This window comes from Pseudomonas sp. TH43, from assembly GCF_016650635.1.
GTDB lineage: Bacteria > Pseudomonadota > Gammaproteobacteria > Pseudomonadales > Pseudomonadaceae > Aquipseudomonas.
Genome location: NZ_JAEKFI010000004.1, coordinates 645,454 through 670,953, shown reverse-complemented (window position 1 = coordinate 670,953; position 25,500 = coordinate 645,454). Strand labels below are relative to the sequence as shown.

General features: G+C 58.5%; 23 protein-coding genes, 4 tRNA genes and 1 pseudogene. 12 read left to right on the top strand and 16 right to left on the bottom strand.

Annotated features, from left to right (window positions below; genetic code table 11):
* Window positions 1-54: 54 nt before the first annotated feature.
* Window positions 55-1,068, bottom strand: coding sequence for an outer membrane protein assembly factor BamD (locus JFT81_RS19355; RefSeq protein WP_201228543.1), 1,014 nt, complete (start codon window positions 1,066-1,068; stop codon window positions 55-57).
* A gap of 151 nt (window positions 1,069-1,219) precedes the next feature.
* On the opposite strand from JFT81_RS19355, the gene rluD reads away from it, so the two are divergent.
* The 8 genes from rluD to JFT81_RS19315 all read left to right on the top strand — a co-directional run bounded on the left by rluD (window position 1,220) and on the right by JFT81_RS19315 (window position 7,088).
* Window positions 1,220-2,182 (top strand): 23S rRNA pseudouridine(1911/1915/1917) synthase RluD, encoded by a 963-nt coding sequence (rluD, locus tag JFT81_RS19350; RefSeq protein WP_201148851.1) that lies wholly within the window; start codon window positions 1,220-1,222, stop codon window positions 2,180-2,182.
* The gene (gene pgeF / locus JFT81_RS19345) at window positions 2,179-2,928 is read left to right on the top strand and encodes a peptidoglycan editing factor PgeF (RefSeq protein WP_201228542.1); all 750 of its coding nucleotides are present in this window, start codon (window positions 2,179-2,181) and stop codon (window positions 2,926-2,928) included. The genes rluD and pgeF overlap by 4 nt, the downstream gene beginning before the upstream one ends.
* Before the next feature lie 263 nt (window positions 2,929-3,191).
* Window positions 3,192-5,756 (top strand): ATP-dependent chaperone ClpB, encoded by a 2,565-nt coding sequence (clpB, locus tag JFT81_RS19340; protein ID WP_007909871.1) that lies wholly within the window; start codon window positions 3,192-3,194, stop codon window positions 5,754-5,756.
* 297 nt (window positions 5,757-6,053) lie between these two features.
* Window positions 6,054-6,129: transfer RNA gene (locus JFT81_RS19335), tRNA-Asn, on the top strand.
* A gap of 9 nt (window positions 6,130-6,138) precedes the next feature.
* A tRNA-Pro gene (locus JFT81_RS19330) sits at window positions 6,139-6,215 on the top strand.
* A gap of 5 nt (window positions 6,216-6,220) precedes the next feature.
* Window positions 6,221-6,296 (top strand) — tRNA-Lys (locus JFT81_RS19325).
* A 93-nt stretch (window positions 6,297-6,389) separates the two neighbouring features.
* A tRNA-Pro gene (locus JFT81_RS19320) sits at window positions 6,390-6,466 on the top strand.
* Between the two features lie 286 nt (window positions 6,467-6,752).
* The gene (locus tag JFT81_RS19315; protein WP_201228541.1) at window positions 6,753-7,088 is read left to right on the top strand and encodes a hypothetical protein; all 336 of its coding nucleotides are present in this window, start codon (window positions 6,753-6,755) and stop codon (window positions 7,086-7,088) included.
* 100 nt (window positions 7,089-7,188) lie between these two features.
* On the opposite strand, the pseudogene JFT81_RS19310 reads toward JFT81_RS19315, so the two are convergent.
* The 5 genes and pseudogenes from JFT81_RS19310 to JFT81_RS19290 form a co-directional block, all read right to left on the bottom strand.
* Window positions 7,189-7,455, bottom strand: a pseudogene (locus JFT81_RS19310) (EF-hand domain-containing protein); the annotation flags it as partial.
* A gap of 299 nt (window positions 7,456-7,754) precedes the next feature.
* The gene (locus JFT81_RS19305; RefSeq protein WP_201228540.1) at window positions 7,755-9,053 is read right to left on the bottom strand and encodes an NAD(P)/FAD-dependent oxidoreductase; all 1,299 of its coding nucleotides are present in this window, start codon (window positions 9,051-9,053) and stop codon (window positions 7,755-7,757) included.
* A 63-nt stretch (window positions 9,054-9,116) separates the two neighbouring features.
* Window positions 9,117-9,290 (bottom strand): DUF3094 family protein, encoded by a 174-nt coding sequence (locus JFT81_RS19300; protein ID WP_201228539.1) that lies wholly within the window; start codon window positions 9,288-9,290, stop codon window positions 9,117-9,119.
* Between the two features lie 51 nt (window positions 9,291-9,341).
* The gene (locus JFT81_RS19295) at window positions 9,342-9,869 is read right to left on the bottom strand and encodes an MOSC domain-containing protein (RefSeq protein ID WP_201228538.1); all 528 of its coding nucleotides are present in this window, start codon (window positions 9,867-9,869) and stop codon (window positions 9,342-9,344) included.
* On the bottom strand, window positions 9,866-10,492 hold the full coding sequence (locus JFT81_RS19290) for a DUF1780 domain-containing protein (protein WP_201228537.1): 627 nt from the start codon (window positions 10,490-10,492) through the stop codon (window positions 9,866-9,868). The genes JFT81_RS19295 and JFT81_RS19290 overlap by 4 nt, the downstream gene beginning before the upstream one ends.
* 128 nt (window positions 10,493-10,620) lie before the next feature.
* Between JFT81_RS19290 and JFT81_RS19285 the strand changes: the two genes are divergently transcribed.
* Together JFT81_RS19285 and JFT81_RS19280 are read left to right on the top strand one after the other, a co-directional pair.
* On the top strand, window positions 10,621-11,310 hold the full coding sequence (locus tag JFT81_RS19285; protein WP_201230589.1) for an energy-coupling factor ABC transporter permease: 690 nt from the start codon (window positions 10,621-10,623) through the stop codon (window positions 11,308-11,310).
* Between the two features lie 65 nt (window positions 11,311-11,375).
* Entirely contained in the window at window positions 11,376-11,591 is a 216-nt protein-coding gene (locus tag JFT81_RS19280) for a hypothetical protein (protein ID WP_007959584.1), read from the top strand.
* Window positions 11,592-11,597: 6 nt separating this feature from the next.
* Here the strand turns inward: JFT81_RS19280 and yacG are convergent, their stop codons facing one another.
* The 5 genes from yacG to pilB are packed head-to-tail and all read right to left on the bottom strand — an operon-like array spanning window position 11,598 to window position 16,209.
* Window positions 11,598-11,798: a DNA gyrase inhibitor YacG gene (yacG, locus tag JFT81_RS19275; RefSeq protein ID WP_127651961.1), complete on the bottom strand. Its 201-nt coding sequence runs from the start codon at window positions 11,796-11,798 to the stop codon at window positions 11,598-11,600.
* Window positions 11,795-12,418 (bottom strand): dephospho-CoA kinase, encoded by a 624-nt coding sequence (gene coaE, locus JFT81_RS19270; protein ID WP_201228536.1) that lies wholly within the window; start codon window positions 12,416-12,418, stop codon window positions 11,795-11,797. The genes yacG and coaE overlap by 4 nt, the downstream gene beginning before the upstream one ends.
* Window positions 12,415-13,287: an A24 family peptidase gene (locus tag JFT81_RS19265; protein ID WP_201228535.1), complete on the bottom strand. Its 873-nt coding sequence runs from the start codon at window positions 13,285-13,287 to the stop codon at window positions 12,415-12,417. The genes coaE and JFT81_RS19265 overlap by 4 nt, the downstream gene beginning before the upstream one ends.
* A gap of 1 nt (window position 13,288) precedes the next feature.
* Window positions 13,289-14,506 (bottom strand): type II secretion system F family protein, encoded by a 1,218-nt coding sequence (locus JFT81_RS19260; protein WP_201228534.1) that lies wholly within the window; start codon window positions 14,504-14,506, stop codon window positions 13,289-13,291.
* 2 nt (window positions 14,507-14,508) lie between these two features.
* The gene (gene pilB, locus JFT81_RS19255; RefSeq protein WP_201228533.1) at window positions 14,509-16,209 is read right to left on the bottom strand and encodes a type IV-A pilus assembly ATPase PilB; all 1,701 of its coding nucleotides are present in this window, start codon (window positions 16,207-16,209) and stop codon (window positions 14,509-14,511) included.
* A gap of 225 nt (window positions 16,210-16,434) precedes the next feature.
* On the opposite strand from pilB, the gene JFT81_RS19250 reads away from it, so the two are divergent.
* Both JFT81_RS19250 and JFT81_RS19245 read left to right on the top strand, forming a co-directional pair.
* The gene (locus JFT81_RS19250) at window positions 16,435-16,875 is read left to right on the top strand and encodes a pilin (RefSeq protein ID WP_201228532.1); all 441 of its coding nucleotides are present in this window, start codon (window positions 16,435-16,437) and stop codon (window positions 16,873-16,875) included.
* A 296-nt stretch (window positions 16,876-17,171) separates the two neighbouring features.
* Window positions 17,172-17,528 (top strand): BON domain-containing protein, encoded by a 357-nt coding sequence (locus JFT81_RS19245; protein ID WP_201147296.1) that lies wholly within the window; start codon window positions 17,172-17,174, stop codon window positions 17,526-17,528.
* A gap of 265 nt (window positions 17,529-17,793) precedes the next feature.
* On the opposite strand, the gene JFT81_RS19240 is transcribed toward JFT81_RS19245, so the two are convergent.
* The 5 genes from JFT81_RS19240 to acs form a co-directional block, all read right to left on the bottom strand.
* Window positions 17,794-18,090 (bottom strand): DUF2845 domain-containing protein, encoded by a 297-nt coding sequence (locus JFT81_RS19240; RefSeq protein WP_201228531.1) that lies wholly within the window; start codon window positions 18,088-18,090, stop codon window positions 17,794-17,796.
* Window positions 18,090-21,041, bottom strand: a complete 2,952-nt coding sequence (locus tag JFT81_RS19235) for a DUF748 domain-containing protein (protein WP_201228530.1) — start codon at window positions 21,039-21,041, stop codon at window positions 18,090-18,092. Before JFT81_RS19235 ends, JFT81_RS19240 begins: the two co-directional genes overlap by 1 nt.
* A 220-nt stretch (window positions 21,042-21,261) precedes the next feature.
* Entirely contained in the window at window positions 21,262-22,278 is a 1,017-nt protein-coding gene (locus JFT81_RS19230; protein WP_201228529.1) for a class I SAM-dependent methyltransferase, read from the bottom strand.
* Between the two features lie 138 nt (window positions 22,279-22,416).
* Entirely contained in the window at window positions 22,417-23,289 is an 873-nt protein-coding gene (locus JFT81_RS19225; protein WP_201228528.1) for an oxygenase MpaB family protein, read from the bottom strand.
* 51 nt (window positions 23,290-23,340) lie between these two features.
* Window positions 23,341-25,278: an acetate--CoA ligase gene (gene acs, locus JFT81_RS19220; RefSeq protein WP_201228527.1), complete on the bottom strand. Its 1,938-nt coding sequence runs from the start codon at window positions 25,276-25,278 to the stop codon at window positions 23,341-23,343.
* Window positions 25,279-25,500 lie beyond the last annotated feature (222 nt).

The following is a 25,500-nucleotide window of genomic DNA, read 5'->3' as shown; positions in this document are numbered from 1 at the left end:
CGGACATGAAAAAGGGAGATCCGCAGATCTCCCTTTTTTGTCCATCCGGTGTGATCAGTCGAACACGCCGAAGGTCATGTAGCTGAACCACGAACGGTCGCTGGTGGACTCAGGCTCCGGTTCTTCGATCACGTCGCCGTTTTCGTCTTTAGGCTTGAGATCGTTCGGGATCGCGTCTTTCGCGTCCTGGAACTGCTTCTGTACGTCCTGGTTGGCGCGGGTTTCGCCCGGCGGCAGCGGTGGACGCGACTCGATCAGACCCAAAGTCGCCTTGCTCAGGAACGAACGGTTGTCGGCTTCGGCAACCCGTGGCACGAACTGACCGTCCTGCAGGCTCGGGTGATTCGGGTAGTTGAGCTTCAGGGTTTCCAGGCTGGTGGCCGCCAGTTCGTCCAGGTGCAGACGCTGATAGGCTTCAGTCATCACCGCCAGGCCGTCGCCGACCGATGGGGTTTCCTGGAAGTTTTCCACTACATAGCGACCACGGTTGGCGGCAGCAACGTAGGCCTGACGGGTCAGGTAGTAGTCGGCCACGTGGATTTCGTAGGCCGCCAGCAGGTTGCGCAGATAAATCATGCGCTGCTTGGCGTCCGGCGCGTAGCGGCTGTTCGGGTAGCGGCTGGTCAGCTGAGCGAACTCGTTGTACGAGTCGCGCGCGGCGCCCGGGTCACGCTTGGTCATGTCCAGCGGCAGGAAGCGCGCCAGCAGGCCGACGTCCTGGTCGAAAGAGGTCAGACCTTTAAGGTAGTACGCGTAATCCACGTTCGGGTGCTGCGGATGCAAACGAATGAAACGCTCGGCGGCGGACTTTGCAGCTTCCGGCTCGGCGTTTTTATAGTTGGCGTAGATCAGCTCCAGCTGTGCCTGATCGGCGTAGCGACCGAACGGATAACGCGACTCCAGAGCCTTCAGCTTCGCTGTGGCACTGGTGTAGCTGTTGTTGTCCAGGTCAGTCTGAGCCTGCTGATACAGCTCGGCTTCGCTGAGGTTTTCGTCTACGACTTCCTTCGATGAGCAAGCAGCGGTCAATGCGAGGATGGCGATCAGCAGCAGGTGTTTCACTTGCATGGCGGCTTGCGTCCCTATGACGGCCGCTGTCTTGGGCGGGGCCGTCCTGTTATGATGAGCGCCCCGTTGAAAAGCCTCGGGGCAAAAGACGCCGTATTTAACCACAAGCGCGCAGCCGAAACCAAAAGCTGTGCCGACGCACAGTCAGAGCATGTCCGATAAAATTGAACTTCGCGCAGAGGTGCCGTCCGAATTGGGCGGCCAACGCCTCGATCAAGTCGCTGCCCAACTCTTCGCTGAGCACTCACGCTCGCGCCTTTCCGCCTGGATCAAAGAAGGTCGCCTGACTGTGGACGGGGCGGTCATCCGCCCTCGCGACATCGTGCACGGCGGTGCCATCCTTGAGCTGACTGCCGAGCAGGAAGCCCAGGGCGAGTGGATCGCCCAGGACATCGAGCTCGACATCGTCTATGAAGACGACGACATTCTGGTGATCAACAAGCCTGCGGGCCTGGTGGTGCACCCGGCTGCCGGTCACGCTGATGGCACCTTGCTCAACGCCTTGCTGCACCACGTGCCGGACATCATCAATGTCCCGCGCGCCGGTATCGTGCATCGTCTGGACAAGGACACCACCGGTCTGATGGTGGTGGCCAAGACCATTCAGGCGCAGACAAAGCTTGTTACTCAATTGCAGAGTCGCAGCGTCAGCCGCATCTATGAGTGCATCGTGATTGGTGTGGTCACCGCCGGTGGCAAGATCAACGCGCCGATCGGTCGCCACGGCCAGCAGCGCCAGCGCATGGCGGTGATGGAAGGCGGCAAGCCTGCTGTCAGCCATTATCGCGTGCTGGAGCGCTTCCGTTCCCACACCCACGTTCGGGTGAAACTGGAAACCGGTCGTACTCACCAGATTCGCGTACACATGTCGCACATCAACTTCCCGTTGGTCGGCGACCCGGCGTACGGCGGTCGTTTCCGCATTCCGCCGGCAGCGAACCTGAACATGGTCGAAACCCTCAAGAACTTCCCGCGTCAGGCCCTGCACGCGCGTTTCCTTGAACTGGATCATCCGACGACCGGTGTGCGCATGAGCTGGGAATCGCCGCTGCCAGAAGATTTCGTCTGGCTGCTGACCCTGCTCAAACAGGATCGCGAGGCATTCATCGGATGAACTGGCTGACGCCGGACTGGCCTGCGCCGGCCAGCGTCAAAGCCTGCGTCACCACCCGCGAGGGCGGTGTCAGCGAGGCGCCGTTCGACAGCCTCAATCTGGGCGATCATGTTGATGATCGTCCTGAGGCTGTCGCCGAGAACCGTCGGCGTCTGACTGATCACTTCTCTATACAGCCTGCCTGGTTGCAGCAAGTGCACGGGATTGCCGTGGCGCATGCTGATCCGGGCATTGTTGCGACCGCTGACGCCAGTTGGACCGCTACGCCCGGCATTGCCTGTGCGGCAATGACGGCCGATTGCTTGCCAGCGTTGTTCTGCGACCGTGCGGGTACTCGCGTTGCCGCTGCGCACGCCGGTTGGCGTGGCTTGGCAGCCGGAGTGCTCGAAGCCACACTCGACACGCTCGATGTTCCAGCAGAAGACGTGCTGGTCTGGCTCGGCCCCGCCATTGGCCCGCAAGCCTTCGAAGTCGGCCCGGAAGTTCGGGAAGTCTTCATCAGTCAATTGCCGGAAGCAGTCGATGCCTTTGTACCGAGCAGCAATGCCAGCAAATTCATGGCTGACATCTATAGGCTGGCGCGCCTGCGTCTGGCAGCTCGCGGTGTTACAGCGGTTTACGGCGGCGGCTTCTGCACCGTGACCGATCCACGCTTCTTCTCTTATCGCCGTGCGTCGCGCACGGGTCGCTTTGCCTCCCTTATCTGGCTTGAGGCGCCCAGCCTCACAAATACGATTCCTTTTTGACGGCGTCTGTTTTTCGTCATGCTGCGTTGCCGCTTCTCGCCATAGCGGGCTATGACTCGTCGCGGCGCCTTGCCTGACGAAAACAGCCACTCGTCAAAAGAGGATCGTATTTGCGAAGCTGGGCACCCGCTAGACTTGCCTGACCTGAATCAACCCGCTGACGCTTGAATCTTCCAGAATCGACCGCATCTATAGCGGTATCTGGCAGGTTTCTTTATTCAGGATGGTTTTTAGGTCCGGCCTGCTCAAAAGGAAGGTGACTTATGCGAATAGACCGTTTAACCAGCAAATTACAGTTGGCCTTGTCCGACGCCCAGTCGTTGGCTGTCGGCCACGATCATCCGGCCATCGAGCCGGCGCACTTGATGCAAGCCATGCTTGAACAGCAGGGTGGTTCGATCAAACCTCTGCTGATGCAGGTGGGCTTCGACGTCAACAGCTTGCGTAAAGAGCTGACCAAAGAGCTCGACCAATTACCGAAAATCCAGAACCCGACCGGCGACGTGAATATGTCGCAGGATCTGGCGCGCCTGCTTAATCAGGCCGATCGTCTTGCCCAACAGAAGGGCGACCAGTTCATTTCCAGTGAGCTGGTGCTGCTCGCTGCAATGGACGAGAACAGCAAGCTTGGCAAGTTGCTGCTCGGCCAGGGCGTGAGCAAAAAAGCCCTGGAAAACGCGATCAACAACCTGCGTGGCGGCGAAGCAGTTAATGACGCCAACCACGAAGAGTCGCGTCAGGCTTTGGATAAATACACCGTCGACCTGACCAAGCGCGCCGAAGACGGCAAGCTCGACCCGGTGATCGGCCGTGACGACGAAATTCGTCGCACCATTCAGGTGTTGCAACGCCGCACCAAGAACAACCCGGTGCTGATCGGTGAGCCTGGCGTGGGTAAAACCGCGATTGCCGAAGGTCTGGCCCAGCGCATCATCAACGGCGAAGTGCCGGATGGCCTCAAGGGCAAGCGTTTGCTGTCGCTGGATATGGGCGCGCTGATTGCCGGTGCCAAGTATCGCGGTGAGTTCGAAGAACGCCTGAAATCGCTGCTCAATGAGCTGTCGAAGCAGGAAGGGCAGATCATTCTGTTCATCGACGAACTGCACACCATGGTTGGCGCCGGTAAAGGCGAAGGCTCGATGGACGCCGGCAATATGCTCAAGCCTGCTTTGGCGCGTGGTGAGTTGCACTGCGTCGGCGCGACCACGCTCAACGAATACCGCCAATATATAGAGAAGGACGCAGCGCTCGAACGACGCTTCCAGAAAGTCCTGGTGGATGAGCCGAGCGAAGAAGACACCATCGCCATCCTGCGCGGCCTCAAAGAGCGTTACGAGGTTCACCACAAGGTGGCGATTACCGACGGCGCAATCATTGCCGCGGCCAAGCTCAGCCATCGCTACATCACCGATCGGCAGCTGCCGGACAAGGCCATCGATCTGATCGACGAAGCCGCCAGCCGTATCCGCATGGAGATCGATTCCAAGCCGGAAGTGCTCGATCGTCTGGAGCGTCGCCTGATTCAGTTGAAGGTGGAATCGCAGGCGCTGAAGAAAGAAAGCGACGAAGCGGCGATGAAACGTCTGGAGAAACTCCAGGAGGAAATCGTCCGTCTTGAGCGTGAGTATTCGGATCTGGAAGAAATCTGGAACTCGGAAAAAGCCGAGGTGCAGGGTTCTGCACAGATTCAGCAGAAGATCGAACAGTCCCGTCAGGAGCTGGAAGCGGCTCGTCGTAAAGGCGATCTGAATCGCATGGCCGAGTTGCAGTACGGGGTGATCCCGGATCTGGAACGCAGCCTGCAAATGGTCGATCAGCACGGCAAGAGCGAAAACCAGTTGCTGCGCAGCAAGGTGACTGAAGAAGAGATCGCTGAAGTCGTGTCGAAATGGACCGGCATCCCTGTGTCGAAAATGCTCGAAGGCGAGCGCGACAAGCTGATGAAGATGGAAAGCCTGTTGCACAAACGGGTGATCGGCCAGGAAGAAGCCGTGGTCGCCGTGGCCAACGCCGTACGGCGTTCGCGTGCCGGGTTGTCCGATCCGAACCGTCCGAGCGGCTCGTTCATGTTCCTCGGCCCGACCGGTGTCGGTAAAACCGAGCTGTGCAAGGCGCTGGCCGAATTCCTCTTTGATACAGAAGAGGCGATGGTGCGGATCGACATGTCCGAGTTCATGGAAAAACATTCCGTGGCACGGCTGATCGGTGCGCCACCGGGATACGTCGGTTACGAAGAGGGCGGTTACCTGACCGAGGCTGTACGTCGCAAGCCTTATTCGGTGATCCTGCTGGACGAGGTCGAGAAGGCGCACCCGGATGTGTTCAACATCCTGCTGCAAGTGCTTGAGGATGGTCGCTTGACCGACAGCCATGGCCGCACGGTGGACTTCCGCAATACCGTGATCGTGATGACCTCGAACCTCGGTTCTGTGCAGATTCAGGAACTGGTCGGTGATCGTGAGGCGCAGCGTGCTGCGGTGATGGATGCGCTGACGTCGCACTTCCGTCCGGAGTTCATCAACCGGGTCGACGAAGTGGTGATCTTCGAGCCTCTGGCGCGTGATCAGATCGCGGGCATTACCGAGATCCAGTTGGGTCGTCTGCGTACTCGTCTGGCTGAGCGTGAACTGAAGCTGGAACTGAGTCCGGAAGCAATGGACAAGCTGATCGCGGTTGGTTACGACCCGGTGTATGGCGCACGTCCTCTGAAACGGGCGATCCAGCGCTGGATCGAAAACCCGTTGGCGCAATTGATTCTTTCGGGTCATTTCATGCCAGGCGACACGGCAACCGGCGTGGTCGAGAACGACGAAATCGTTTTCAACTAAGTCCAAACGCCAATGAAAATTGGCAGGCCCCACATTGTGGGGCCTTTTTTTTCGTTAGGCTGTTGAACTCAAAGGAAAAGGCTTGTAAAGTGCGCCCCGCAGTCAGTCGCCAAGACGGTCTCAGCTCACTGAGTTGAAATCTGAAATAAGTTGCAAATCATTAACTTGAAAGCAATTTAGGGGGTTGACAGAGGTGTTCTAGGTTGTAGAATAGCGCGCCTCAGACACACGAACGCAGCGATGCGAACGAGAGTCTAAGAGCTGTAAGTTTCACCGTTGTAAATTGAAATATGTAGTTCCGTGATAGCTCAGTCGGTAGAGCAAATGACTGTTAATCATTGGGTCCCAGGTTCGAGTCCTGGTCACGGAGCCAATTTCAAGCCGGGGTATAGCGCAGTCCGGTAGCGCGCCTGCTTTGGGAGCAGGATGTCAGGAGTTCGAATCCCCTTACCCCGACCATTTTTGGGTCGTTAGCTCAGTTGGTAGAGCAGTTGGCTTTTAACCAATTGGTCGTAGGTTCGAATCCCACACGACCCACCATTTTTGAAACCAGTTAACGCTGGAATCGAATCTTAAGATCAGAGGCCAAAAGCGCTGATCGAAGAAGGCGACTGAAAGGTCGCCTTTTTTTACCGGGGTATAGCGCAGTCCGGTAGCGCGCCTGCTTTGGGAGCAGGATGTCAGGAGTTCGAATCCCCTTACCCCGACCATATTAAAAATCCTCGTATCGAAAGATACGGGGATTTTTTTTGTCTGAAATTTTTGCGCTTGTGCAGCAGCGTGGAGCGCCACATTACATGCTTGCTCCGGTCGTGGCTGGTGAGGGTGGAGCTTTAAAGAAAAGGCGAGAAAATGGGCGCGTGTAAGGTATTTATTGGTGATTCTAAGTGCTACCGCCTGTCTGGACTGTCAGGAATGACAGGTGTAAAAAAATATTGATCGGACTAAAAAAAGCTGTAGTCAGCTTTTTTCTTACCTATTCAAAAGGAATGAATCATGTCCGACGAACAAGAAACCTCAAGCGCATATCCAGGCCGTCCTGACCCGCCCAAGCCCATATCGCCGCCTTACGTAGTTACTCCGGCTGAGAATGCTAAAGTAAGTCAAACAATCCGCGTAACAGGTGGTGGACATGCTCGTCATCGCGTAAGAGTCGTAACTCCTGGGAAAGAGGATGCCCTTAGCGATGAGTTTATGATGGGAGGGGATGGTCATTTTGATCTGACTATTAAAAAAAGCGTACCCAAAGGACGGTTCTGCTTTCAGATACTGTTGTGGGATAGGGGTAATGCGTTGGGACGTAGCGGTACTCGCTGTGTTGAGGTGATCTGATTAGTTACCTCCTCTGGCTGAAGCACCCGGTTTTGAAACCGGGCGCTTCTTTCCACTACAAAGGCCGCTAAATAAGCACCAACTGGGCCTTCCAAGCTGTTCAGGCGCCGTCTTGATCCTTCAGGTGTTCGAACAGGCCTTTAGGCATCCTCTTGCCATTGGCTTCGAAATTGGCCTTCACGTTGTTGGGCCTCTTGCTCGTCGATGAAGCCGTCATGGTTGGTGTCGATCTTGTCGAAGTCGGACTTTGGCGCGACCTTGAGGAACCCCCCCGGGAGACCTTGCCGTCGCCATCACTGTCGGTTTTGGCCATCGATGCATCGCCACATTTACCTTCACCGCATTTGCCTTCCGGCGCTTTTACCGAGAGTCGAAGTGCGGGACATTTACATTCTCCTGGGCTGCGCAACGCAACCACACGTGAGGACGAGAGCCTGAGCGGGTGTTGCTCGGGTGTGGCCATTAAGCAGTGGCGGTGTATCGCGACTGTGTCGCGGAGCGGGGGAGTTTGTAAGCGAAGGTGGGAAAGGTGTGGAGGGATACAGTCAGACACATATCTTCAAGACAAAACCCTGTAGGAGCTGCGGCACGCTGCGATCTTTTGATCTTGATTCAATAAACCAGATCAAAAGATCGCAGCGTGCCGCAGCTCCTACAGGTATTGCATCAGTGGAGTTTGAGGCGCGGCTCGGTCCCGCGACCAATCTTGCTGCCGAGCATCAGCATTGCTGTGCGGAATGGCCCATACAGTGCCATCTGGTGCATGCGGTACAACGACACGTAAAACATCCGCGCCAGCCAGCCTTCGAGCATCACACTGCCGGTCAGGTTGCCCATCAGATTACCCACGGCCGAGAAACGCGACAGCGAGATCAGCGAACCGTAGTCGGTGTATTTGTACTCCGGCAAAGTCTTGCCTTCGATGCGCAGTTTCAGCGATTTGGCCAGCAACGACGCCTGTTGGTGCGCGGCTTGGGCACGCGGCGGTACGTTGCGATCGGTGCCCGGCTGCGGGCAGGCGGCGCAGTCACCGAAAGCGAAGATGTTCTCATCGCGGGTGGTTTGCAACGTCGGCAACACTTGCAGTTGATTGATGCGGTTGGTTTCCAGGCCGTCGATGTCCTTGAGGAAACCCGGTGCCCGAATACCTGCGGCCCAGACTTTCAGACTGGCCTTGATTTCGTTACCGTCGGCGGTGATCAGGCTGTCGGCCGTCACTTCGCTGACCGAAGCGTTGGTCATCACGTTGACGCCGAGTTTCTCCAGGGTCTTGTGCACCGGGCCGCTGATGCGTTCCGGCAAGGCTGGCAACACCCGTGGCCCGGCTTCGATCAGGGTGATGTGCATGTTTTCCGGTTTGATCCGGTCGAGACCATAAGCTGCCAGTTCATGTGCCGCGTTGTGCAACTCTGCGGCCAGCTCAACGCCTGTGGCGCCGGCACCGACGATGGCTACGCTGATCTGCTCGACCACATCGGTTTGCCCCGCATGCGCGCGCAGATAGTGGTTGAGCAGTTGCTGGTGGAAGCGCTCGGCCTGTTTGCGGGTATCGAGGAACAGGCAGTGCTGCGCTGCGCCCTGAGTGCCGAAATCGTTGGTGGTGCTGCCGACGCTGATCACCAGCGAGTCGTACTGCACTTCACGCGCAGGCACCAGTTCTACGCCGCTTTCGTCATAGGTGGCGGCCAGCTGGATTTTCTTTTGGGCGCGATCGAGCCCGCTCATGCGCCCCAACTGGAACTCGAAGTGGTTCCATTTCGCTTGGGCAACATAGTTGAGTTCGTCTTCGGAAGAGTTCAGCGAGCCGGCGGCCACTTCGTGCAGCAGGGGCTTCCAGATGTGCGTCAGGTTGGCGTCGACCAGCATCACGCTGGCCGTGCCGCGCTTGCCCAGAGTCTTACCCAGACGGGTAGCCAACTCCAGACCGCCGGCGCCGCCGCCGACAATAACAATACGATGGGACATAGGGATAACTCGCAAGGTTTTTAAAGGAAATCGGTGCGGTTACCCAAGCGAGCGCCAAGCAGCTCATAGCGTCAGGTAACTGATAAATCGGCTCAACAGGCCCAGACCAATGGTCACTGCCAGTACCAGCGCCAGGAGCATCCACGGCCGGAATGGCCGGCGCTCGACACGGTGTTGGGACAGTTGCAGGTACTCTTCGACATGTTTCTGGTCTTCGGGGTTCAGGCGGCTGGTCATAATTGCCTCGTCAGGTAGACGTTGCTGAATGTGAACAAGCTACAGCGGTTTTTATCCGGGGTTGAACGCAGCATAGCCGCTGTCCGGAACCGGCTCGACAGACACGCCATCATCGAGGCGAATGATCCCGCTTTGTAACACCCGCGCGGTAATTCCGCCATGCCCGCGCACGGCTTGAAAGGTGCCGGGGCCGAGGTTGTTCTGCAGGCGTGCGCAAGGCTGACACCAGCCAGTCGTTTCGAATATGGCCTGACCGATACGAAAGCGCCGACCTTTAAGGCTAAACAAATTGATACCGCTGATAACGAGGTTGCGTCGCAGATCTTCAGGCCTGACCGGTTGATCGACGGAGCGACCCATCAACGCGCTGATCACTGGCAGATGTTCGAACTGAATCAGCGTCACCTGCCGTGCGTTACGTACACCGGGGCGAGCGTGATCGCCGGTCAGCCCGGCCTCCAGCCGTGCTTCCACGGCATCCAGCTCGATCATCGGCCCACGGGATTCGGGGCGCACGCCGATCCAGCGAACGCGGCCGGTTTGCGGTACATCGGCGATCAATTGTTGAAGTGGCGTCACAGGCTGATTCCGACATCGAAAACGATACTGCGGCCGAGATTGCTGCGCAGGAAATCCGGTGCATCCGGGTGAGCAAACAGTACCCGAGCGAACGTCGGACCGACCAGCGACAGTGAGCGCCAGCCTTGGCGCAAATACTCGGTCGGCGGCGGAAAGTGGCTGTTCAAATCCAGCACTTCGCGCTTGAGACTGGCGAAGGCGATGATGTCCAGTTCGCCCAGATCCATGCCGCGTTCTTTGTAGTTGTGTGTTTTTTTACGCAAGGTTGGCGCCAGTCGCAGAAGAAACTCATTGGCCGGGATACGTTTGGGTTTGGCTTCGCGGCGTACCAGTTGGCTGAGCGAAAAGGCGCTGCGTCGACGCTGCAACTCATCGCGCCATTCGTCGTTTAGCCGCCGGCCCTCATCGAGCACGAAGAACACTTCAAAGTTGGCGTCGCGAAACAGCACGTCCGGCGGCTCGCCGGCGGGCGCGAACTCGTCGGCGCGGTAGGGAATGTTCAAGCCTTGCAGCAGGCGCTGGCAGACCCAACGCTCACGCTCCCATTTGCGGGCATTGGACAGGAACGCGTTGGCTTGCTCGGCCGCGATGGTCAGCAGGCGTAAATAATCTGAGTCATCCATAGGCCCAAGCTTAGCGTTCAAATGCGACAAGCAGATAGCTTTGCATCGAGCGGTGTAGACTTTTCAACTTAAGGATCCCAGCCTTCGGCAGCGCCTGCGGGGTGGGAATGCTGAAACGTGAGGGAATCATGATCGGTGTTGAACTGTTGTCGTTCACAAGTCTGATGCTCGGCTGGCTGATTTATTTGCCAGTGCTGCTCTGGGCGATCATGCGCGCGCCTTGGGTCGAGCTGTTTAGCGACAGCCGTCGCCAGCACCTGCTGTTTGGCACAGTGTTCGCCCTGTTTCTGTTGTGGCTGGTGCGCAGGGATTTCGACACCGGCGTGTCTTATCACTTCATCGGCATGACAGCGGTAACGCTTCTGCTCGACTGGCCGCTGGCGATTGTCGGCGGGCTGATCGCACAAATCGGCCTGGTGCTACTCGGGCGTCAGGATCTCGCGGCGCTTGGGGTCAACGGTGCACTGTTTATCTTGTTGCCGGTGGCCGTCACCGAGTGCGTGGCGATTCTCGTCGAACGTGCTCAGCCGCGTAATCCGTTCGTGTACATCTTTTGTTCCGGGTTTCTGGCGGCTGCATTGTCGGCGTTACTGTGCCTGCTGCTGAGCCTGACCCTGCTCTGGTACGACGGCCTCTTCGCCATGCCGGAATGGCTGGAAGACTTCATTGGTTACCTGTGGCTGATCATATTCCCCGAGGCATTTATCAACGGCATGGTCATCAGTGCATTGGTGGTGTTCTGCCCTGAATGGCTGGAGACCTTCAACCGCACTCGCTACCTTTCAGCGCCGTGGAAGGACGACGATCCGAAGTCTTGATCCACATCAAGCCCGCCCCGCGCGGGAAATTTCATGCTCGGGCAAATCCCTTCAGGAGCAGCGGCATGAGTGTGTACGAATGGGCGAGGCAGGAAACCCGGCAGAGTCTGGAGATGGCGCAGGAGGTGGGTTTTGACCCGGGGTTGAGTTTGCGCGCCTTGCTCAGTGCAGTGGTGCAACAGAGCAAGGCGGTGCGCAACGCCGAAGACCTGGCTGACGAGTTGCGCTTTCTTGCGGAAAACCTCGACGACGATCAGGACTACGGCTTTATGCGACCCTGATCGGCCTCAGTGACGTGGATCGAAATCGCCGGAAAACATCTCGTCTTCTGCGTCCGGGGCCACCGGGATCTTGTGTTCTTCCGACGCCCAGGCGCCGAGATCGATCAGTTTGCAGCGATCGGAGCAGAACGGCCGAAACTTGTTTTCGGGGGTGAATTCGACGGGCGCGCCGCAGGTCGGGCATTCAACGGTGGGAATCTGGCTCATGCTTGGCCTCCGGATAAAGTCAGGTAAAAGTGATGCAGACGTTCGACTTCGCTGTGCAGCCAGGCGAGGTCGCGGTCGTTGACCACCACGTCATCGGCACGGCTCACACGGTCTTCGCGGCTCGATTGGGCCTTGAGGATTGCTTGAACCTGCTGTTCGCTGGTCTGGTCACGCTGCAAGGTGCGTTCGATCTGCAATTGTTGCGGGGCGTCGATCACCAGAATGCGCTGGGTCAGCGCGTATTGCCCGGACTCGATCAACAGCGGCGAAACCAGAATCGCGTAAGGCGATTTTGCCAGCGCCAGGTGATGAGCGATTTCCTCGGCGATCAACGGGTGTAGCAGTGCTTCGAGCCAGCGGCGCTCTTCTGGCACTTCGAAAATCAGTTTGCGCAGGGCGGCGCGATCGAGTGTGCCGTCGGCTTGTAGCACGTTGGCGCCGAAGTGTTCGGCAATTTTTGCCAGCGCCGGGCGCCCCGGTTCGACCACCCAGCGCGCCGCATGATCAGCGTCCACCACATGGATGCCAAGGTCGATGAAGTGCTGGGCTGCCGCGCTTTTGCCGCTGCCGATGCCGCCGGTCAGGCCGAGTATCCAGGGTTTTTTCACAGGGGTATTCATTGCAAACCGACAAACTGCCAATAGAAGTCGGTTATTTGACCACCCCAGAGCAAGGCAATCCAGCCGGCAATTGCCAGATAGGGGCCGAAGGGGATCGGCGTCGAGGTTTCCTGCTTGCGCAAACGCAGCAGAATCACCCCGATGATCGCGCCCACCAGCGACGACAGCAGGATCGTCAGTGGCAGAATCTGCCAGCCACCCCAAGCGCCACACAGTGCCAACAGCTTGAAATCACCGTGACCGATGCCGTCCTTGCCGGTCAGCAACTTGAACAGCCAGAACACCGACCACAGCGCCATGTAGCCCGCCACCGCGCCCCATAACGCATCGTGCAGCGGCACGAACAATCCGAAACTGTTGACGATCAGCCCAAGCCAAAGCAGCGGCAGCACCAACACATCCGGCAGCAACTGATGCTCGGTGTCGATCAGACTCATGGCCAGCAAGCCCCAGGTCAGGAAGATCAACAGGCAAGCCTGCCAGCCAAAACCGAAATGCCAGGCAATGAATGCCGAGAGCAGGCCGCAGGCCAGTTCGGTCAGCGGATAACGTTTGCTGATCGACGCAGCGCAGGCCGAGCAGCGCCCGCGCAACCACAGGTAACTGAGCAGCGGAATGTTTTCCCACGGGCGGATCTTGTGCGCGCAGTGCGGGCACTCGGAGTGGGGCAGCATCAGGTTGTAGGTCGGCTGCGGCGTTTCACCGGGCAAACCGAGCACATCCTGGGCCTGCTGGCGCCAATCGCGTTCGAGCATTTTCGGCAGGCGCCAGATCAGCACATTGAGGAAGCTGCCGACTACCAGCCCGAGGAGCAGCGCGGTACAGACAAAGGCCAGAGGATAGAGGGCAAACAGTTCTTCGATAGGCATGTCAGATCGCTGAGCCGAGTTGGAAGATCGGCAGGTACATGGCCACGACCAGCCCGCCGACGATCACCCCCAGCACGACCATGATGAACGGCTCCATGAGGCTGGTGAGGTTGTCGACCATGTTATCCACTTCTTCTTCGTAAAACCCTGCGACCTTGTCGAGCATTTCATCCAGCGCGCCGGACTCTTCGCCGATGGCGGTCATTTGTACCGCCATGTTCGGGAAGACCCCGGTGGTGCGCATCGAGAAGTTCAACTGCATGCCTGTGGCGACGTCCTGGCGAATCCGTAGCACCGCGCGCTTGAACACTACGTTGCCGGTCGCACCGGCCACCGAGTCGAGCGCCTCCACCAACGGCACCCCGGCGGCGAAGGTGGTCGACAAGGTTCGGGCAAATCGCGCCACGGCGGACTTGTACATCAGCGTGCCCACCAACGGCAGTTTCAGTAGCCAGGTGTCGCGCCGGTCGCGTAGCGCCTGGGATTTCTTCAGTGCATGGCGAGTACCGAACACGGCCGCGATCACCACACCGAGTACGGCCCACCACCATTGCTGCATGAACTCCGAGATCGAGATGACCATCAGCGTGAACGCCGGCAGTTCTGCGCCGAAGCCGGAGAACACCGATTGAAATTGCGGCACCACTTTCACCAGCAGAATCCCGGTGACCACCATGGCCACCAGTACCACGGCGGTGGGGTAGGTCATGGCTTTCTTGATCTTGGCTTTGAGTCGTTCGCTTTTTTCCTTATAGGTCGCGACACGCTCCAGCAAGGTATCGAGTGCACCGGACTGTTCGCCGGCATCGACCAGGTTGCAATACAACTCGTCGAAATACTGCGGCTTCTTGCGCAGCGCCGTGGCGAAGCTGTTACCGGCCGCGACTTCCTGTTTTACCTCATCGACCAGTTTGCGCATGGCCGGGTTGTCGAAGCCTTCGCCGATGATGTCGAACGACTGCAGCAGCGGCACACCGGCCTTCATCATGGTTGCCATTTGCCGGGTGAACAGGGCGATGTCCTGTGCCTTGATGCGCTTGCCGAAGCTCAATAACGAAGCCGACTTCTTGCGTACCTTGCCCGGATTGATGCCTTGTTTGCGCAGCTGCGCCTTGACCAGTGCAGGGTTATGTCCGCTGAGCTCACCGCTGAGTTTGCTGCCCTTCTTGTCGGTACCTTCCCAGGCGTAGATGCTGATTTTCGCTGCCTTGACCGCCATGTTCAGTCCTTGGTGACCCGGTTGATTTCTTCCAGGCTGGTGATGCCTTGCATGGCCTTGTGCAGCCCAGAGGTGCGCAAGTCGTCGAAGCCGTCGCGCCGCATCTGGCTGTCGATTTCCAGCGAGTTGCCTTCGGCCATGATCAGGCGTTGCAGTTCAGCTGTGTTCTTCACCACTTCATAAATCCCCACGCGCCCCTTATAGCCGCCGTTGCAGTGATCGCAACCGACCGGCTCGTAGATCGTGAAATGGCCGATGCGTTCCGCGGGGAAACCTTCCTTGATCAGTGCTTCACGGGGGATTTCGATGGGCTTCTTGCAATGGCTGCATAATTTGCGCGCCAGCCGCTGGGCGATGATCAGGCTGACCGAGGTGGCAATGTTGAAGCCGGGAATGCCCATGTTATGCAAACGTGTCAGGGTTTCTGCGGCGCTGTTGGTGTGCAGGGTCGAGAGCACGAGGTGACCGGTTTGCGCCGCTTTGATGGCGATCTCGGCGGTTTCCAGATCACGGATCTCACCGACCATGATCACGTCCGGATCCTGACGCAGGAACGAGCGCAGGGCCTGAGCAAAGTCGAGTCCTTGTTTGGGATTGACGTTGACCTGGTTGATACCTTCCATGTTGATCTCCACCGGGTCTTCGGCGGTGGAGATGTTGATGTCGACGGTATTGAGAATATTAAGCCCGGTGTACAGCGACACGGTTTTCCCTGACCCGGTGGGGCCGGTGACCAGAATCATGCCTTGCGGCTGCTTGAGCGCGGCCATGTACAAATCTTTTTGCGCCGGCTCGTAACCGAGCGCATCAATGCCGATTTGCGCGCTGGACGGGTCGAGAATCCGGATCACCACTTTTTCGCCCCACAGAGTGGGCAGGGTGTTGACCCGGAAGTCGATCGACTTGCTCTTTGACAGGCGCATCTTGATTCGCCCGTCCTGCGGTTTGCGTCGCTCGGAAATGTCGAGGCTGGCCATGACTTTCAGCCGCGCAGCAATGCGCCCGGCCAGTTGAATCGGTGGTTTGGCCACCTCGCGCAGAATGCCGTCGGTGCGTACCCGCACGCGGTAGTTTTTTTCGTAGGGTTCGAAGTGCAGGTCGGAGGAGCCGCTTTTGATCGCATCCAGCAGCATCTTGTGGACGAAGCGCACCACCGGCGCATCATCGGCGTCGATGACGCCGATGGCATCCTCTCTGCCGTCGTCGATGGACTGGACATCGACACCGTCGAGGTCAACGTCGGCCATCTCCTCGAGACCACTGGCATGGGTGTCGAAGAACTTTTCGATGGCATCGGTGAGTTTGTCGTCTTCGACCAGAATGGCTTCGGTGCTCAGCCCGGTGCTGAACTGGATGTCGTTGATCGCCTGGTGATTGCTCGGATCGGATATGCCCACGAACAGTTTGTTGCCACGCCGCCACAGGGGCAGGGCGTGGTGTTGGCGCACCAGTTTTTCGCTGACCAGGCCTTTGGGCTGGGTTTCCTTGTCCAGGCAGTTGAGGTCGAGAAACGCCATGCCGAAATGCTCTGACGCGATCTCGGCCACCTGCCAGCCTTTCACCAGTTTGTTCTGCACCAGATAACTGACCAGCGACAGGCGATTGCGCTGGGCCTGTTGCCAGGCTTGTTGTGCACTTTTTTCCGTCAGCAGTTCAGCCTGCACCAATTGTTTGGCCAGACCGCTCAGAGCGATGTCATTCATGGGGATTCCGCACGCTTGCAGTTCATGACTTATAGCCTAGTCAAGTGACAGCGCCAAACACGGCGGGTACAGGTGACAAAAAGTGTCAGATAGTGCGGTTACAGGTTGTAGGAAAGGGCGTAGCGCGGTATCGGCGCCCACTGCTCAGGGCCTGAAGGCGTTGGCATGGGCTATGCTGCGTCCTTTGCAGATCATGAGATTTCGACTCATGCATGGAGCGTGTCTATGAAAAAACAACAAGGTTTTACCCTGATCGAGCTGCTGATCGTCGTCGCGATCATCGGCATTCTGGCGACGATTGCGTTGCCGCAGTACACCAAATATCAGGCGCGCTCGAAAGTGACGGCCGGCCTGGCGGAAGTCAGCGCCCTGAAAGTGCCGTTCGAGGACACCATCAACCAAGGTACCGATCCAACGCTGACGCTGGTCGCGGGTAGCGCGACGTTTTCAACCACCAACTGCGGCACGGTGACCGCTTCGGGTACGGCGTCCACAGGGGCGGGAACCATCGTGTGTACGCTGGCCAACGCACCGGCTCCGGTGCTGGGCAAGACGATTACCCTGACGCGTTCTTCCGGCACCGGTTCGACAACCGGTACCTGGAGCTGCGCTTCGACGGTCAACGCCGACTACGCGCCTAAAGGCTGCCCAGGTAGCGGTACTTGATCAATTAGGTCGCGCCTGCAAATGCCCCGTTTTACGGGGCATTTTCTTTTCTCGGCGATAAATAAAAGCTTCAATAATTTCAGCGTCTTAGGAACTTTCCAAAAAACCGCAACTTGCATGCGATTTAATCGGTGGTCATGCAAATTGCATGATTCCGAAGATTTTCTTAATTTGTAAACTATTGATTTATAACGATTTATTGTGTTTTCAAAAGTTGGCACAGCGTTCGCAATATCTACCGTAACCCTGCTGACAAGACACGCAGCAGACTTTCCAGAAAAACAGGAGTTACTCGTATGAAGAAGTTCGCTATCACTGCCGCTGCTGCTACCGCGCTGACCCTGACCATGGCTTCGGGTGCATTCGCCCAGACCACTCAGACTTCCCAAGCGCCAATGACTCTGGCTGCTGGTGAAATGACCAAGGCTAAAGAAACAACTTCCGATACCTGGATCACTACCAAAGTCAAAAGCGACCTGGTTACCGAAAAAGGCATCCCAGGCACCGACATCAAAGTAGAAACCAACAAAGGCGTTGTATCGTTGTCGTCGACTGTAGCCATCACTGAGGCTCAGAAAACCACCGCCGTGAACATCACCAAGAAAATCAAAGGCGTTAAAGCGGTCTCCGCTGACGGCCTGAAAGCCGAGTAAGGCATGACTTCTCGCCTGGACCGGGAGAAGGCGCGACAGACGGGCCGAGCAATACGTCTGCCGCCACTTTAGAGTTCATGCGAACGGTCACACGGATGTGACCATTACAGGCCCCGCCATTCGTGTCGGGGCCTGTTTTATTTGGTACGCAAAAAACCATGTGGGAGCGAGCCTGCTCGCGAAAGCGCTCTGTCAGCCGACGAAGATGTCGACTGACGTAACGCTTTCGCGAGCAGGCTCGCTCCCACAAGGGTTTGGTATCGGATCAGTTTCCGCGTTTGCTGGTGATCTCGCGCAGGCGATTGCCTTCAAAGCGCAGGTATTGGTACATGCCGTTGCTCGGCCCGTACGTCCACTCCTCGACCTGAAACTCTTCCCGGCGATTGGCGCTGCGCTTGTAGCCCAGCACGTCGCGGCTGACTGGCTCACCGCATTTCTGCAGAACTTCGCTGGAACGATCGCCGAGGCTGATCAATTGGCTGCCACAGCGCAGCGTGTCGGACGCCACTGCATGGCTGGCAGCGAAGCTCAGTGTCAGCGCGGCCAGCCATTGGCGCTTCATCACTCGGCATCCAGGTGCATTTGTGTCACTACCCGACCATCGCTTTCAGCCTCGCCAAGGTTGGCGTCGATGAAATACACGCGGTCGTCCGCCAACTGGCCTTTGTCGACCAGATAGTCCTTGATGCTGCTGGCGCGATCCTGACCCAACTGACGCAGCAATACATCGCTGCCGCTCCAGAAGCTGATCACGCCTGCGCGCATTTTCGCCGTGCGTTCTTCCTTGCCCAGATCCTTCCATTCGGCCGGAGGCTGAGTTTTCAGGCGGGTGCGGTAGATGCCTTCAAGCAGCGGGCCTTTTTCGCCGTCCGGCACCTGCAGCAACGATGCCTGGGCCGGCACCTTGTCGCCGCGACGCTGGAGCATCTTGTAGTAGTTGTACTGGTATTCACGTTCCAGACGCTGTTCGGCGAGCAATGGGCCGTCGCTGCTTTTCGCGGCAGTGCCTTCGATTTCCAGGCGCAGGGCCGGACGTGCCTTGAGCGCCTGGGACAACTTGTCCAGCGCACCTTGGGCATCCTTGCTCAAGTCACTTGAGCCAGGCGCGAAGGACACCGTCCCGAGGTCTTCGGAACCGCCGCCGCTAATCAGTCCGCCAATCAGTTTGAATGGCGCGGCTGCAGCTTTGACGATGAGGTTGCGCAGGGTCTGCCAGACAATCGGCATCACGCTGAACTGCGGGTTGTTCAAGTCGCCGGTCACCGGCAGTTCGATGGAGATCTTGCCGTCGACGTCCTTGAGCAAGGCGATCGCCAGTTTCAGCGGCAAGCTGACGGCATCCGGGCTGTCGACTTTCTCGCCGAGTTGCAGTTGCTCGACCACCACTTTGTTCTCGGCTTTGAGCTGGCCCTTGGTGATCAGGTAATGCAGGTCGAGATTGAGCCGTCCCTTGCGGATGCGGTAACCGGCGAACTTGCCGGAATAGGGCGTCAGGGTCGTCAGTTCGACCCGTTTGAAACTGGTGGTGATATCGAGGCTGGCCATCGGGTCGAATGGATTGACCGCGCCCTTGATGGTCACTGGTGCATAGCGGTCGACCTTGCCATTGATGTCGACGCTGGCTGGTTTCGTCTGACGACTGTCGATGGTGCCGATCTGGCCGTTAAGTTGCTGGACGGCGGTGGCGAAGTTCGGCGTCAGGCTGAAGTCGGCGAAGTTGGCGGAACCGTCATTGATGGCGATGCCGCCGATGTGAATGCCCAACGGCTTGTCTTTGCTGGCCGGTTTGGCCGCGGCGGTTTTTGCCCCGCTGTCGGCAGGCTGTGGAATCAGCAGGTCATCGATGTTGGTGGTGCGGTCATCGTTGATCATGAAGCGCACATACGGCTGGAACAGGTTGACCTTGTCGATCGACAGGCTGTCGCCGTGCTGATAGTTCAGGCCTTCCACCACCACTTGCTGCCATTTGAGGAAGTCGCGGGTTTTCAGGGTGTCGAGGGTGTGCAGTTGATCGATCTGCGCACGTCCGGTCACGCTGAGGGCCAGCGGCGCGGTACTTTTCAGATTGACCTTGAGGTCACTGCCCAGCATGCCGCTGCGCAGTTCGAGGCGAATGAACGGATTGATGTACGACTGTGCGACACGCAGGTCGATGTCCTGGGTTTTGACGTTGAGCTGAGCGTTTACCGGGGCGAGGTTGACCGTGCCATCGGCGCTGATCTTGCCTTGCTTGCCCAGCCCGCTGTCGAGCTTGAGCTTGAAGGGCGAGCCGTTGAGGCTGTCGAAATCCTGCAGGTCGACGTTCAGCGGGGTGATGTCCAGCGCGACTGCAGGCGTTGCCGAACGGTCGGCGAGATGCACGGTGTAGTTGCGCAATTGCACGTCTTTGAGCAGCACTTGCCAGGGTTTGCTCGGCGCCGTCGGTTCAGCTTTCGGCGAGTCTGCGGCCGCTGGAGTACTGGCTGGTTCGGAGGCGGCTTTGGCTGCCGGTTTCGACGGTTGACTGGCGAACAGTTTTTGCCAGTCCAGTTGGCCGTCGGCTTCAAGCGCGGCCCAGGTTTCGAGCTTCTGGCTACGGATCTTGCCGACCACCACTTGTTGTTTGGCCAGATCAACGCTGGTTTCGCTGACATCGAGGCGTTCGAGTTTCGCCAGTGGGCGACCGTCCGGCGCCTTGATCGCGAAAGGCGCAATGCTCACCGCGACGTTATTGAGCAGCAGTTCGGTTTCTTTCGACAGATTGAGTTTGTATTCGGTGCTGAGGCTGATCACGCCGTCTTCGAGCACCAATGGCACAGAATCACGCACGTAAGGCCAGAAAGCTTTCATCCTGCCGTCGGTAACTTTCAGCGTGCCTTCGGAGGTGAACGGGATCAGGCTGAAGTTGCCTTTCCAGTCGATCTGCCCACCCGCCGGACCGGCGGCGACCAGCGTCATATCGGCGCTGTCTTCGGGCAGAGTGCTGAGGTTTTTCAACTCGAAATCGAGTTTGTCGTAAAGGAATTCGATCGGCTCGCTTGGCCGTGCATCCTGGAAGTGCAGCATGCCGCCGGCCAGTTTGATGCGATCAATGCGCAGCGGGAAAGGTTTGGCGTTCGGATCGGTCGGGGTCGGCTCGCTGGCTGGAAGCTTGAACAGGCTTAGCAGGTTGAGCTTGCCGTCTTTGCCAAAGACGATTTCGGTTTTGGATTTTTCCAGTTCGATATCGGACAGGTGCAGGGCTTTTGTCCACAGGCTGTCGAGTTGCAGGTTGGCGTACAGTCGCTCGAAACCGACCTGTTCCTTACCCGGCTCGCCAATGACCAGCCCCCACAGCGTGACTTCAAGGCTGAACGGGTTGAGCTCGATACGCTGCAGATGCGCGGGCACCGTCGCGTAATTGGCCAGTTGCTGGTTGGCTATGCGCAGGGCAATGCCCGGCAAAATCAGAAACCCCAGCAGGCTATAAAGGGCCAGAGCAGTCAACAAAGCGCCTATCGCGCGAATCAATCCTTTGGGCATGTGCGGCTTCATCTGTCTGAATCGGAGTGCCTTGGAGTATGGCACGCGATTCTGGTTCCGAAGTGCCTGGTGTGGGACAGGATTGTTCAGATTCTTCTGTAGGAATAAATAACATGTGGGAGCGAGCCTGCTCGCGAAGGCGTTGTATCAGTCGCTATATCTGCTGTTGATACACCGCTTTCGCGAGCAGGCTCGCTCCCACATTGGATGGTTGTCAGCCGCGCGGGAGGGCTCAGAGCTGCAGGATGAGGGTTTTCAGGGGCGGCTGCTGGTCCATCGACGGGAAGTCGGCGCCGGGCGTCATCACGCTCCACTCGCGCACCGGGCGGCCGGCCTTCTCGGCGCAGCGCAGCACTTGTTCGCGCCAGTCGTCCATGCTGACTTTCGCCAGGTTGTTGCAGCAGATCAGCACGCCGTTGTCGGCGGTGGTCAGCAGGGCGGGTTTGAGCAGGCTCTGATAGTCGCGCAGCAGGTCGACGGTGCCGAATGCACTTTTGGCCCAGGCCGGTGGATCGAGCAGCACCAGATCGTATTGACGCTGTTCGAGGCGCTGATAGCTTGGCAGTTTCTGCCCGCGCCGCTGGCTGATCGGCAGGCCGGCGAGTTGGCGGATGGCCGGAAAGTAGTCGGACTGGATGAACTCCATCGGCGGCAATGTCGGGTTGAGCAGGCCGTTTTCACGACCGACTGCCAGATTGCCTTCGGCGAAATCCAGGTTACACACCTCACGCGCACCCCCGGCCGCAGCACTGAGGCCGACGCCGCAGGTGTAGGCGAACAGGTTGAGCACGGATTTGCCCTTGGCGTGGTCCTTGACCCAGCCGCGGGTGTTGCGCAGGTCGAGGAACAGCAGTGGATCCTGCCCCGCATGACGCCCGCGTACGCGGTAGTTCAGACCCCATTCGTGACCGACCAGATCAGCCAGTGCAGCATCTTCGGCTTTATAGACGTTGTCTTCACGGTCGATGCGCGAGTTGCCACGAGAGCGATCGTTGTAGACCAGCAGCGTTTCGAGCCCCAGGGTCTGATTGACCATGGCGTGCAGTTGCAGCAGGTCGTCGCGCTCCAGCGTCTGGTGAAAGCTCTGTACCAGCAGTTGCGGGCCGTAGCGGTCGATGGTCAGGCCACCGGCGCCTTCCTGGCTGCCATGGAACAACCGATAGCAATCGGTGCCCTGGCTGTGCAACTCGGCAAGCAAGTCCTGGCGTTGATCGAGGGCGGCGCGCAGCGCCTGATTCAAGGAAGACATGCGGGCGCCTTGCTGGTGAGAATTGGGGCGCGGGAGTTTAGCAGCTTGGCGGGCAATCGAGTTGCGGCCATCGCGAGCAGGCTCGCTCCCACATGGGAATGCACTCCAAATGTGGGAGCGAGCCTGCTCGCGAAGCTTTTAGGTCAACAGGCCCATCCTGCGCTTCGCCCGTTGCACCGAGCCATTGCGCATTGCCCAGCGCAGCATCGGTGCGCTGCGTTTGACGCTGGCGCGAATCAACTGGCGTTGCAGCCAGCTCTGGCGGACGTCGAGCATGTCACTGGCCCAGTCCGGCAGCAGATCAATTCCTGCCTTCATCATCAGATCGCCAAACGGTCGCGCCAGAACGCTCGGCGCTGGCGCGGCCAGTAACAAGCGCAACACTTCACGACTGCGTTCATCACACAGCAACTGCGGGCGCATGCGTTGCAGGTAATCGGCCACAGCTTGTCGCGATTTCGGCACATCGCGTGCGCCCAGACGCTCAGCGACGATAGCGATTTCCGCGTAATAACGATCTTGATCCAGCAACGACAACTGCGGGTTGCGATAGCGCAAATGCGCCGCAAGGAAGTTGCTGACCTCCGCCACATGCACCCAGGTCAGCAAGTCGGGATCGCTGGCCGCATAGGGCCGACCATCGGGTGCGGTACCGACCACTTGCAGGTGAATAGTGCGGACTTTCTCGATCAGCCAATCAGCATCCCGGCGCGAGCCAAACGTGGTGCCGGAAATAAACTGACTGGTGCGGCGCAAACGCCCGAGCATATCCTGGCGAAAGTTCGAATGATCCCAAACCCCGGCCAGCGCCAGCGGATGCAGCGCTTGCAGCAACAGCGCGCTGATACCGCCAATCAACATGCTGCTGAAGTCACCGTGCACCTGCCAACTGACGGAGGCGGGGCCGAACAGGCCGGGATCACCCTTGGGGTTTTCCAGGTCGAGCTGACCGAGCGACAGCCCGGTCAGGCTCATGAGTTGGTTTTCGATACGGCTGCGGATGAATTCCATGACCACTCAGTGCTGAAGGGCGGGCGCGATCGGTTGAGCGCGCCCGCAATGTTACTGATTGAGGCGCTTGTCGATCAGGCCCTGTACCACGCTCGGATCGGCCAGGGTCGAAGTGTCGCCGAGGCTGTCGAGTTCGTTGCAGGCGATCTTGCGCAGAATGCGCCGCATGATCTTGCCTGAGCGGGTTTTCGGCAAGGCCGGCGCCCACTGGATCAGATCCGGTTTGGCGAAGCTGCCGATTTCCTTGCTGACGTGGGCCAGCAGTTCTTTCTTCAGGTCATCATTCGGTTCGGCGCCATTCATGGGCGTGACGAAGGCGTAGATGCCCTGGCCTTTGACGTCATGGGGATAACCGACCACTGCGGCCTCGGCGATGCTGTCGTGCAGCACCAGTGCGCTTTCCACTTCGGCGGTGCCAATGCGATGGCCGGAGACGTTGATCACGTCGTCGATGCGCCCGGTGATCCAGTAGTCACCGTCCTCGTCGCGGCGCGCGCCGTCGCCGGTGAAGTAATAGCCGGGGTAAGGTTTGAAATAAGTGTCGACCATCCGCTGCGGATCGCCGTACACACTGCGAATCTGCGCCGGCCAGCTGGATTTGATGGCGAGCACGCCGCTGCCGGCGCCTTTGATTTCCTTGCCTTGCTCGTCAAGTAGCACCGGTTGCACGCCGAACATTGGCTGGGTGGCGCAGCCCGGTTTGATCCGCTGCGCGCTGACCAGCGGGCTGAGCATAATGCCGCCGGTTTCGGTCTGCCACCAGGTGTCGACGATGGGGCAGCGCTGTTCGCCAACCACATTGAAATACCATTCCCACGCTTCCGGGTTGATTGGCTCACCGACGCTGCCGAGTAGTCTGAGGCTGGCGCGCGACGTTTCCTTCAACGGTTCGGCACCTTCGCGCATCAACGCGCGCAGGGCGGTCGGAGCGGTATAGAAAATGTTGACCTTGTGTTTATCGATCACCTGCCAGAATCGTGAGCTGCTCGGATAACTCGGCACGCCTTCGAACATCAACGTGGTCGCGCCGTTGGCCAGCGGGCCGTAGACGATGTAGCTGTGGCCGGTGACCCAACCGACGTCGGCGGTACACCAGAACACTTCGCCATCGCGGTAATCGAGCACGTACTTGAAGGTCATTGCCGCTTGCAGCAGGTAGCCGCCAGTGGTGTGCAAAACGCCTTTGGGTTTACCCGTGCTGCCGGAGGTGTAGAGGATGAACAGCGGGTCTTCGGCGTCCATCGGTTCTGGCGGACAATCGTCGCTGACGTCGCGCACGGCCTGGTGATACCAGAGGTCGCGGCCCTCGATCCAGTCGACGTTGCCTTGGCTGCGTTCGACCACCACCACGGTGCTGACGTCCGGGCAACTTTGCAGGGCTTTGTCGACATTCTGTTTCAACGGCACGAACTTGCCGCCGCGCACGCCTTCATCGGCAGTGATCACTGTGCGGCAATCGGCATCGAGAATGCGGTCACGCAGCGAGTCTGGGGAGAAGCCGCCAAACACCACCGAATGAATCGCGCCAATCCGCGCGCAGGCGAGCATGGCGTATGCGGCTTCGGGGATCATCGGCATGTAGATGCACACCCGGTCGCCTTTCTTCACGCCACGGCTTTTCAGCACATTGGCCAGACGGCAGACATGGTGGTGGAGTTTTTTATAAGTGATTTGCGCGGATTCGGCAGGGTCGTCCCCTTCCCAAAGAAGGGCAGTCTGATCGCCGCGTTGTTCGAGGTGGCGGTCGATGCAGTTGTAACTGACGTTCAGCTTGCCGCCGGCAAACCAGGCGGCCTCACCGGTTTTCAGGTCGTAGCGCTGAACGGTTTGCCACGGCGTGCTCCAGTCGAGGAAGCGGGTGGCTTGTTCGGCCCAGAAGGTGCCGGGGTGTTCAATGGATTCGCGGTACAGGCGCTGATAGTCGTCCTGACTCAACTGAGCAGCCCGGCGGACGGCATCGGCTTTGGGGAACGTGCTGATATCGAACATGACGGTTCCTTATTCTTGTTGTGCGACAGGAATAAAGATGCGCCGAGAGGGCAAAGGGTTCAAGCCGGATCAGCATTCCGATGGCTGAACCTGATGTTGAATGCCCCCCAAAACAACTGTAGGAGCCGAGCTTGCTCGCGAAAGCGGTGGTTCAGTCAACACAGATGTTGAATGACATACCGTCTTCGCGAGCAAGCTCGGCTCCTACAAGGGAGTTCTGTG

What these genes read in the sequence shown, in the direction of transcription:
- JFT81_RS19355 (WP_201228543.1), bottom strand. Translation starts at nt 1,068, where the DNA reads ATGCAAGTGAAACACCTGCTGCTGATCGCCATCCTCGCATTGACCGCT.
- rluD (WP_201148851.1), top strand. Translation starts at nt 1,220, where the DNA reads ATGTCCGATAAAATTGAACTTCGCGCAGAGGTGCCGTCCGAATTGGGC.
- pgeF (WP_201228542.1), top strand. Translation starts at nt 2,179, where the DNA reads ATGAACTGGCTGACGCCGGACTGGCCTGCGCCGGCCAGCGTCAAAGCC.
- clpB (WP_007909871.1), top strand. Translation starts at nt 3,192, where the DNA reads ATGCGAATAGACCGTTTAACCAGCAAATTACAGTTGGCCTTGTCCGAC.
- JFT81_RS19315 (WP_201228541.1), top strand. Translation starts at nt 6,753, where the DNA reads ATGTCCGACGAACAAGAAACCTCAAGCGCATATCCAGGCCGTCCTGAC.
- JFT81_RS19305 (WP_201228540.1), bottom strand. Translation starts at nt 9,053, where the DNA reads ATGTCCCATCGTATTGTTATTGTCGGCGGCGGCGCCGGCGGTCTGGAG.
- JFT81_RS19300 (WP_201228539.1), bottom strand. Translation starts at nt 9,290, where the DNA reads ATGACCAGCCGCCTGAACCCCGAAGACCAGAAACATGTCGAAGAGTAC.
- JFT81_RS19290 (WP_201228537.1), bottom strand. Translation starts at nt 10,492, where the DNA reads ATGGATGACTCAGATTATTTACGCCTGCTGACCATCGCGGCCGAGCAA.
- JFT81_RS19285 (WP_201230589.1), top strand. Translation starts at nt 10,621, where the DNA reads ATGATCGGTGTTGAACTGTTGTCGTTCACAAGTCTGATGCTCGGCTGG.
- JFT81_RS19280 (WP_007959584.1), top strand. Translation starts at nt 11,376, where the DNA reads ATGAGTGTGTACGAATGGGCGAGGCAGGAAACCCGGCAGAGTCTGGAG.
- yacG (WP_127651961.1), bottom strand. Translation starts at nt 11,798, where the DNA reads ATGAGCCAGATTCCCACCGTTGAATGCCCGACCTGCGGCGCGCCCGTC.
- coaE (WP_201228536.1), bottom strand. Translation starts at nt 12,418, where the DNA reads ATGAATACCCCTGTGAAAAAACCCTGGATACTCGGCCTGACCGGCGGC.
- JFT81_RS19265 (WP_201228535.1), bottom strand. Translation starts at nt 13,287, where the DNA reads ATGCCTATCGAAGAACTGTTTGCCCTCTATCCTCTGGCCTTTGTCTGT.
- JFT81_RS19260 (WP_201228534.1), bottom strand. Translation starts at nt 14,506, where the DNA reads ATGGCGGTCAAGGCAGCGAAAATCAGCATCTACGCCTGGGAAGGTACC.
- pilB (WP_201228533.1), bottom strand. Translation starts at nt 16,209, where the DNA reads ATGAATGACATCGCTCTGAGCGGTCTGGCCAAACAATTGGTGCAGGCT.
- JFT81_RS19250 (WP_201228532.1), top strand. Translation starts at nt 16,435, where the DNA reads ATGAAAAAACAACAAGGTTTTACCCTGATCGAGCTGCTGATCGTCGTC.
- JFT81_RS19245 (WP_201147296.1), top strand. Translation starts at nt 17,172, where the DNA reads ATGAAGAAGTTCGCTATCACTGCCGCTGCTGCTACCGCGCTGACCCTG.
- JFT81_RS19240 (WP_201228531.1), bottom strand. Translation starts at nt 18,090, where the DNA reads ATGAAGCGCCAATGGCTGGCCGCGCTGACACTGAGCTTCGCTGCCAGC.
- JFT81_RS19235 (WP_201228530.1), bottom strand. Translation starts at nt 21,041, where the DNA reads ATGAAGCCGCACATGCCCAAAGGATTGATTCGCGCGATAGGCGCTTTG.
- JFT81_RS19230 (WP_201228529.1), bottom strand. Translation starts at nt 22,278, where the DNA reads ATGTCTTCCTTGAATCAGGCGCTGCGCGCCGCCCTCGATCAACGCCAG.
- JFT81_RS19225 (WP_201228528.1), bottom strand. Translation starts at nt 23,289, where the DNA reads ATGGAATTCATCCGCAGCCGTATCGAAAACCAACTCATGAGCCTGACC.
- acs (WP_201228527.1), bottom strand. Translation starts at nt 25,278, where the DNA reads ATGTTCGATATCAGCACGTTCCCCAAAGCCGATGCCGTCCGCCGGGCT.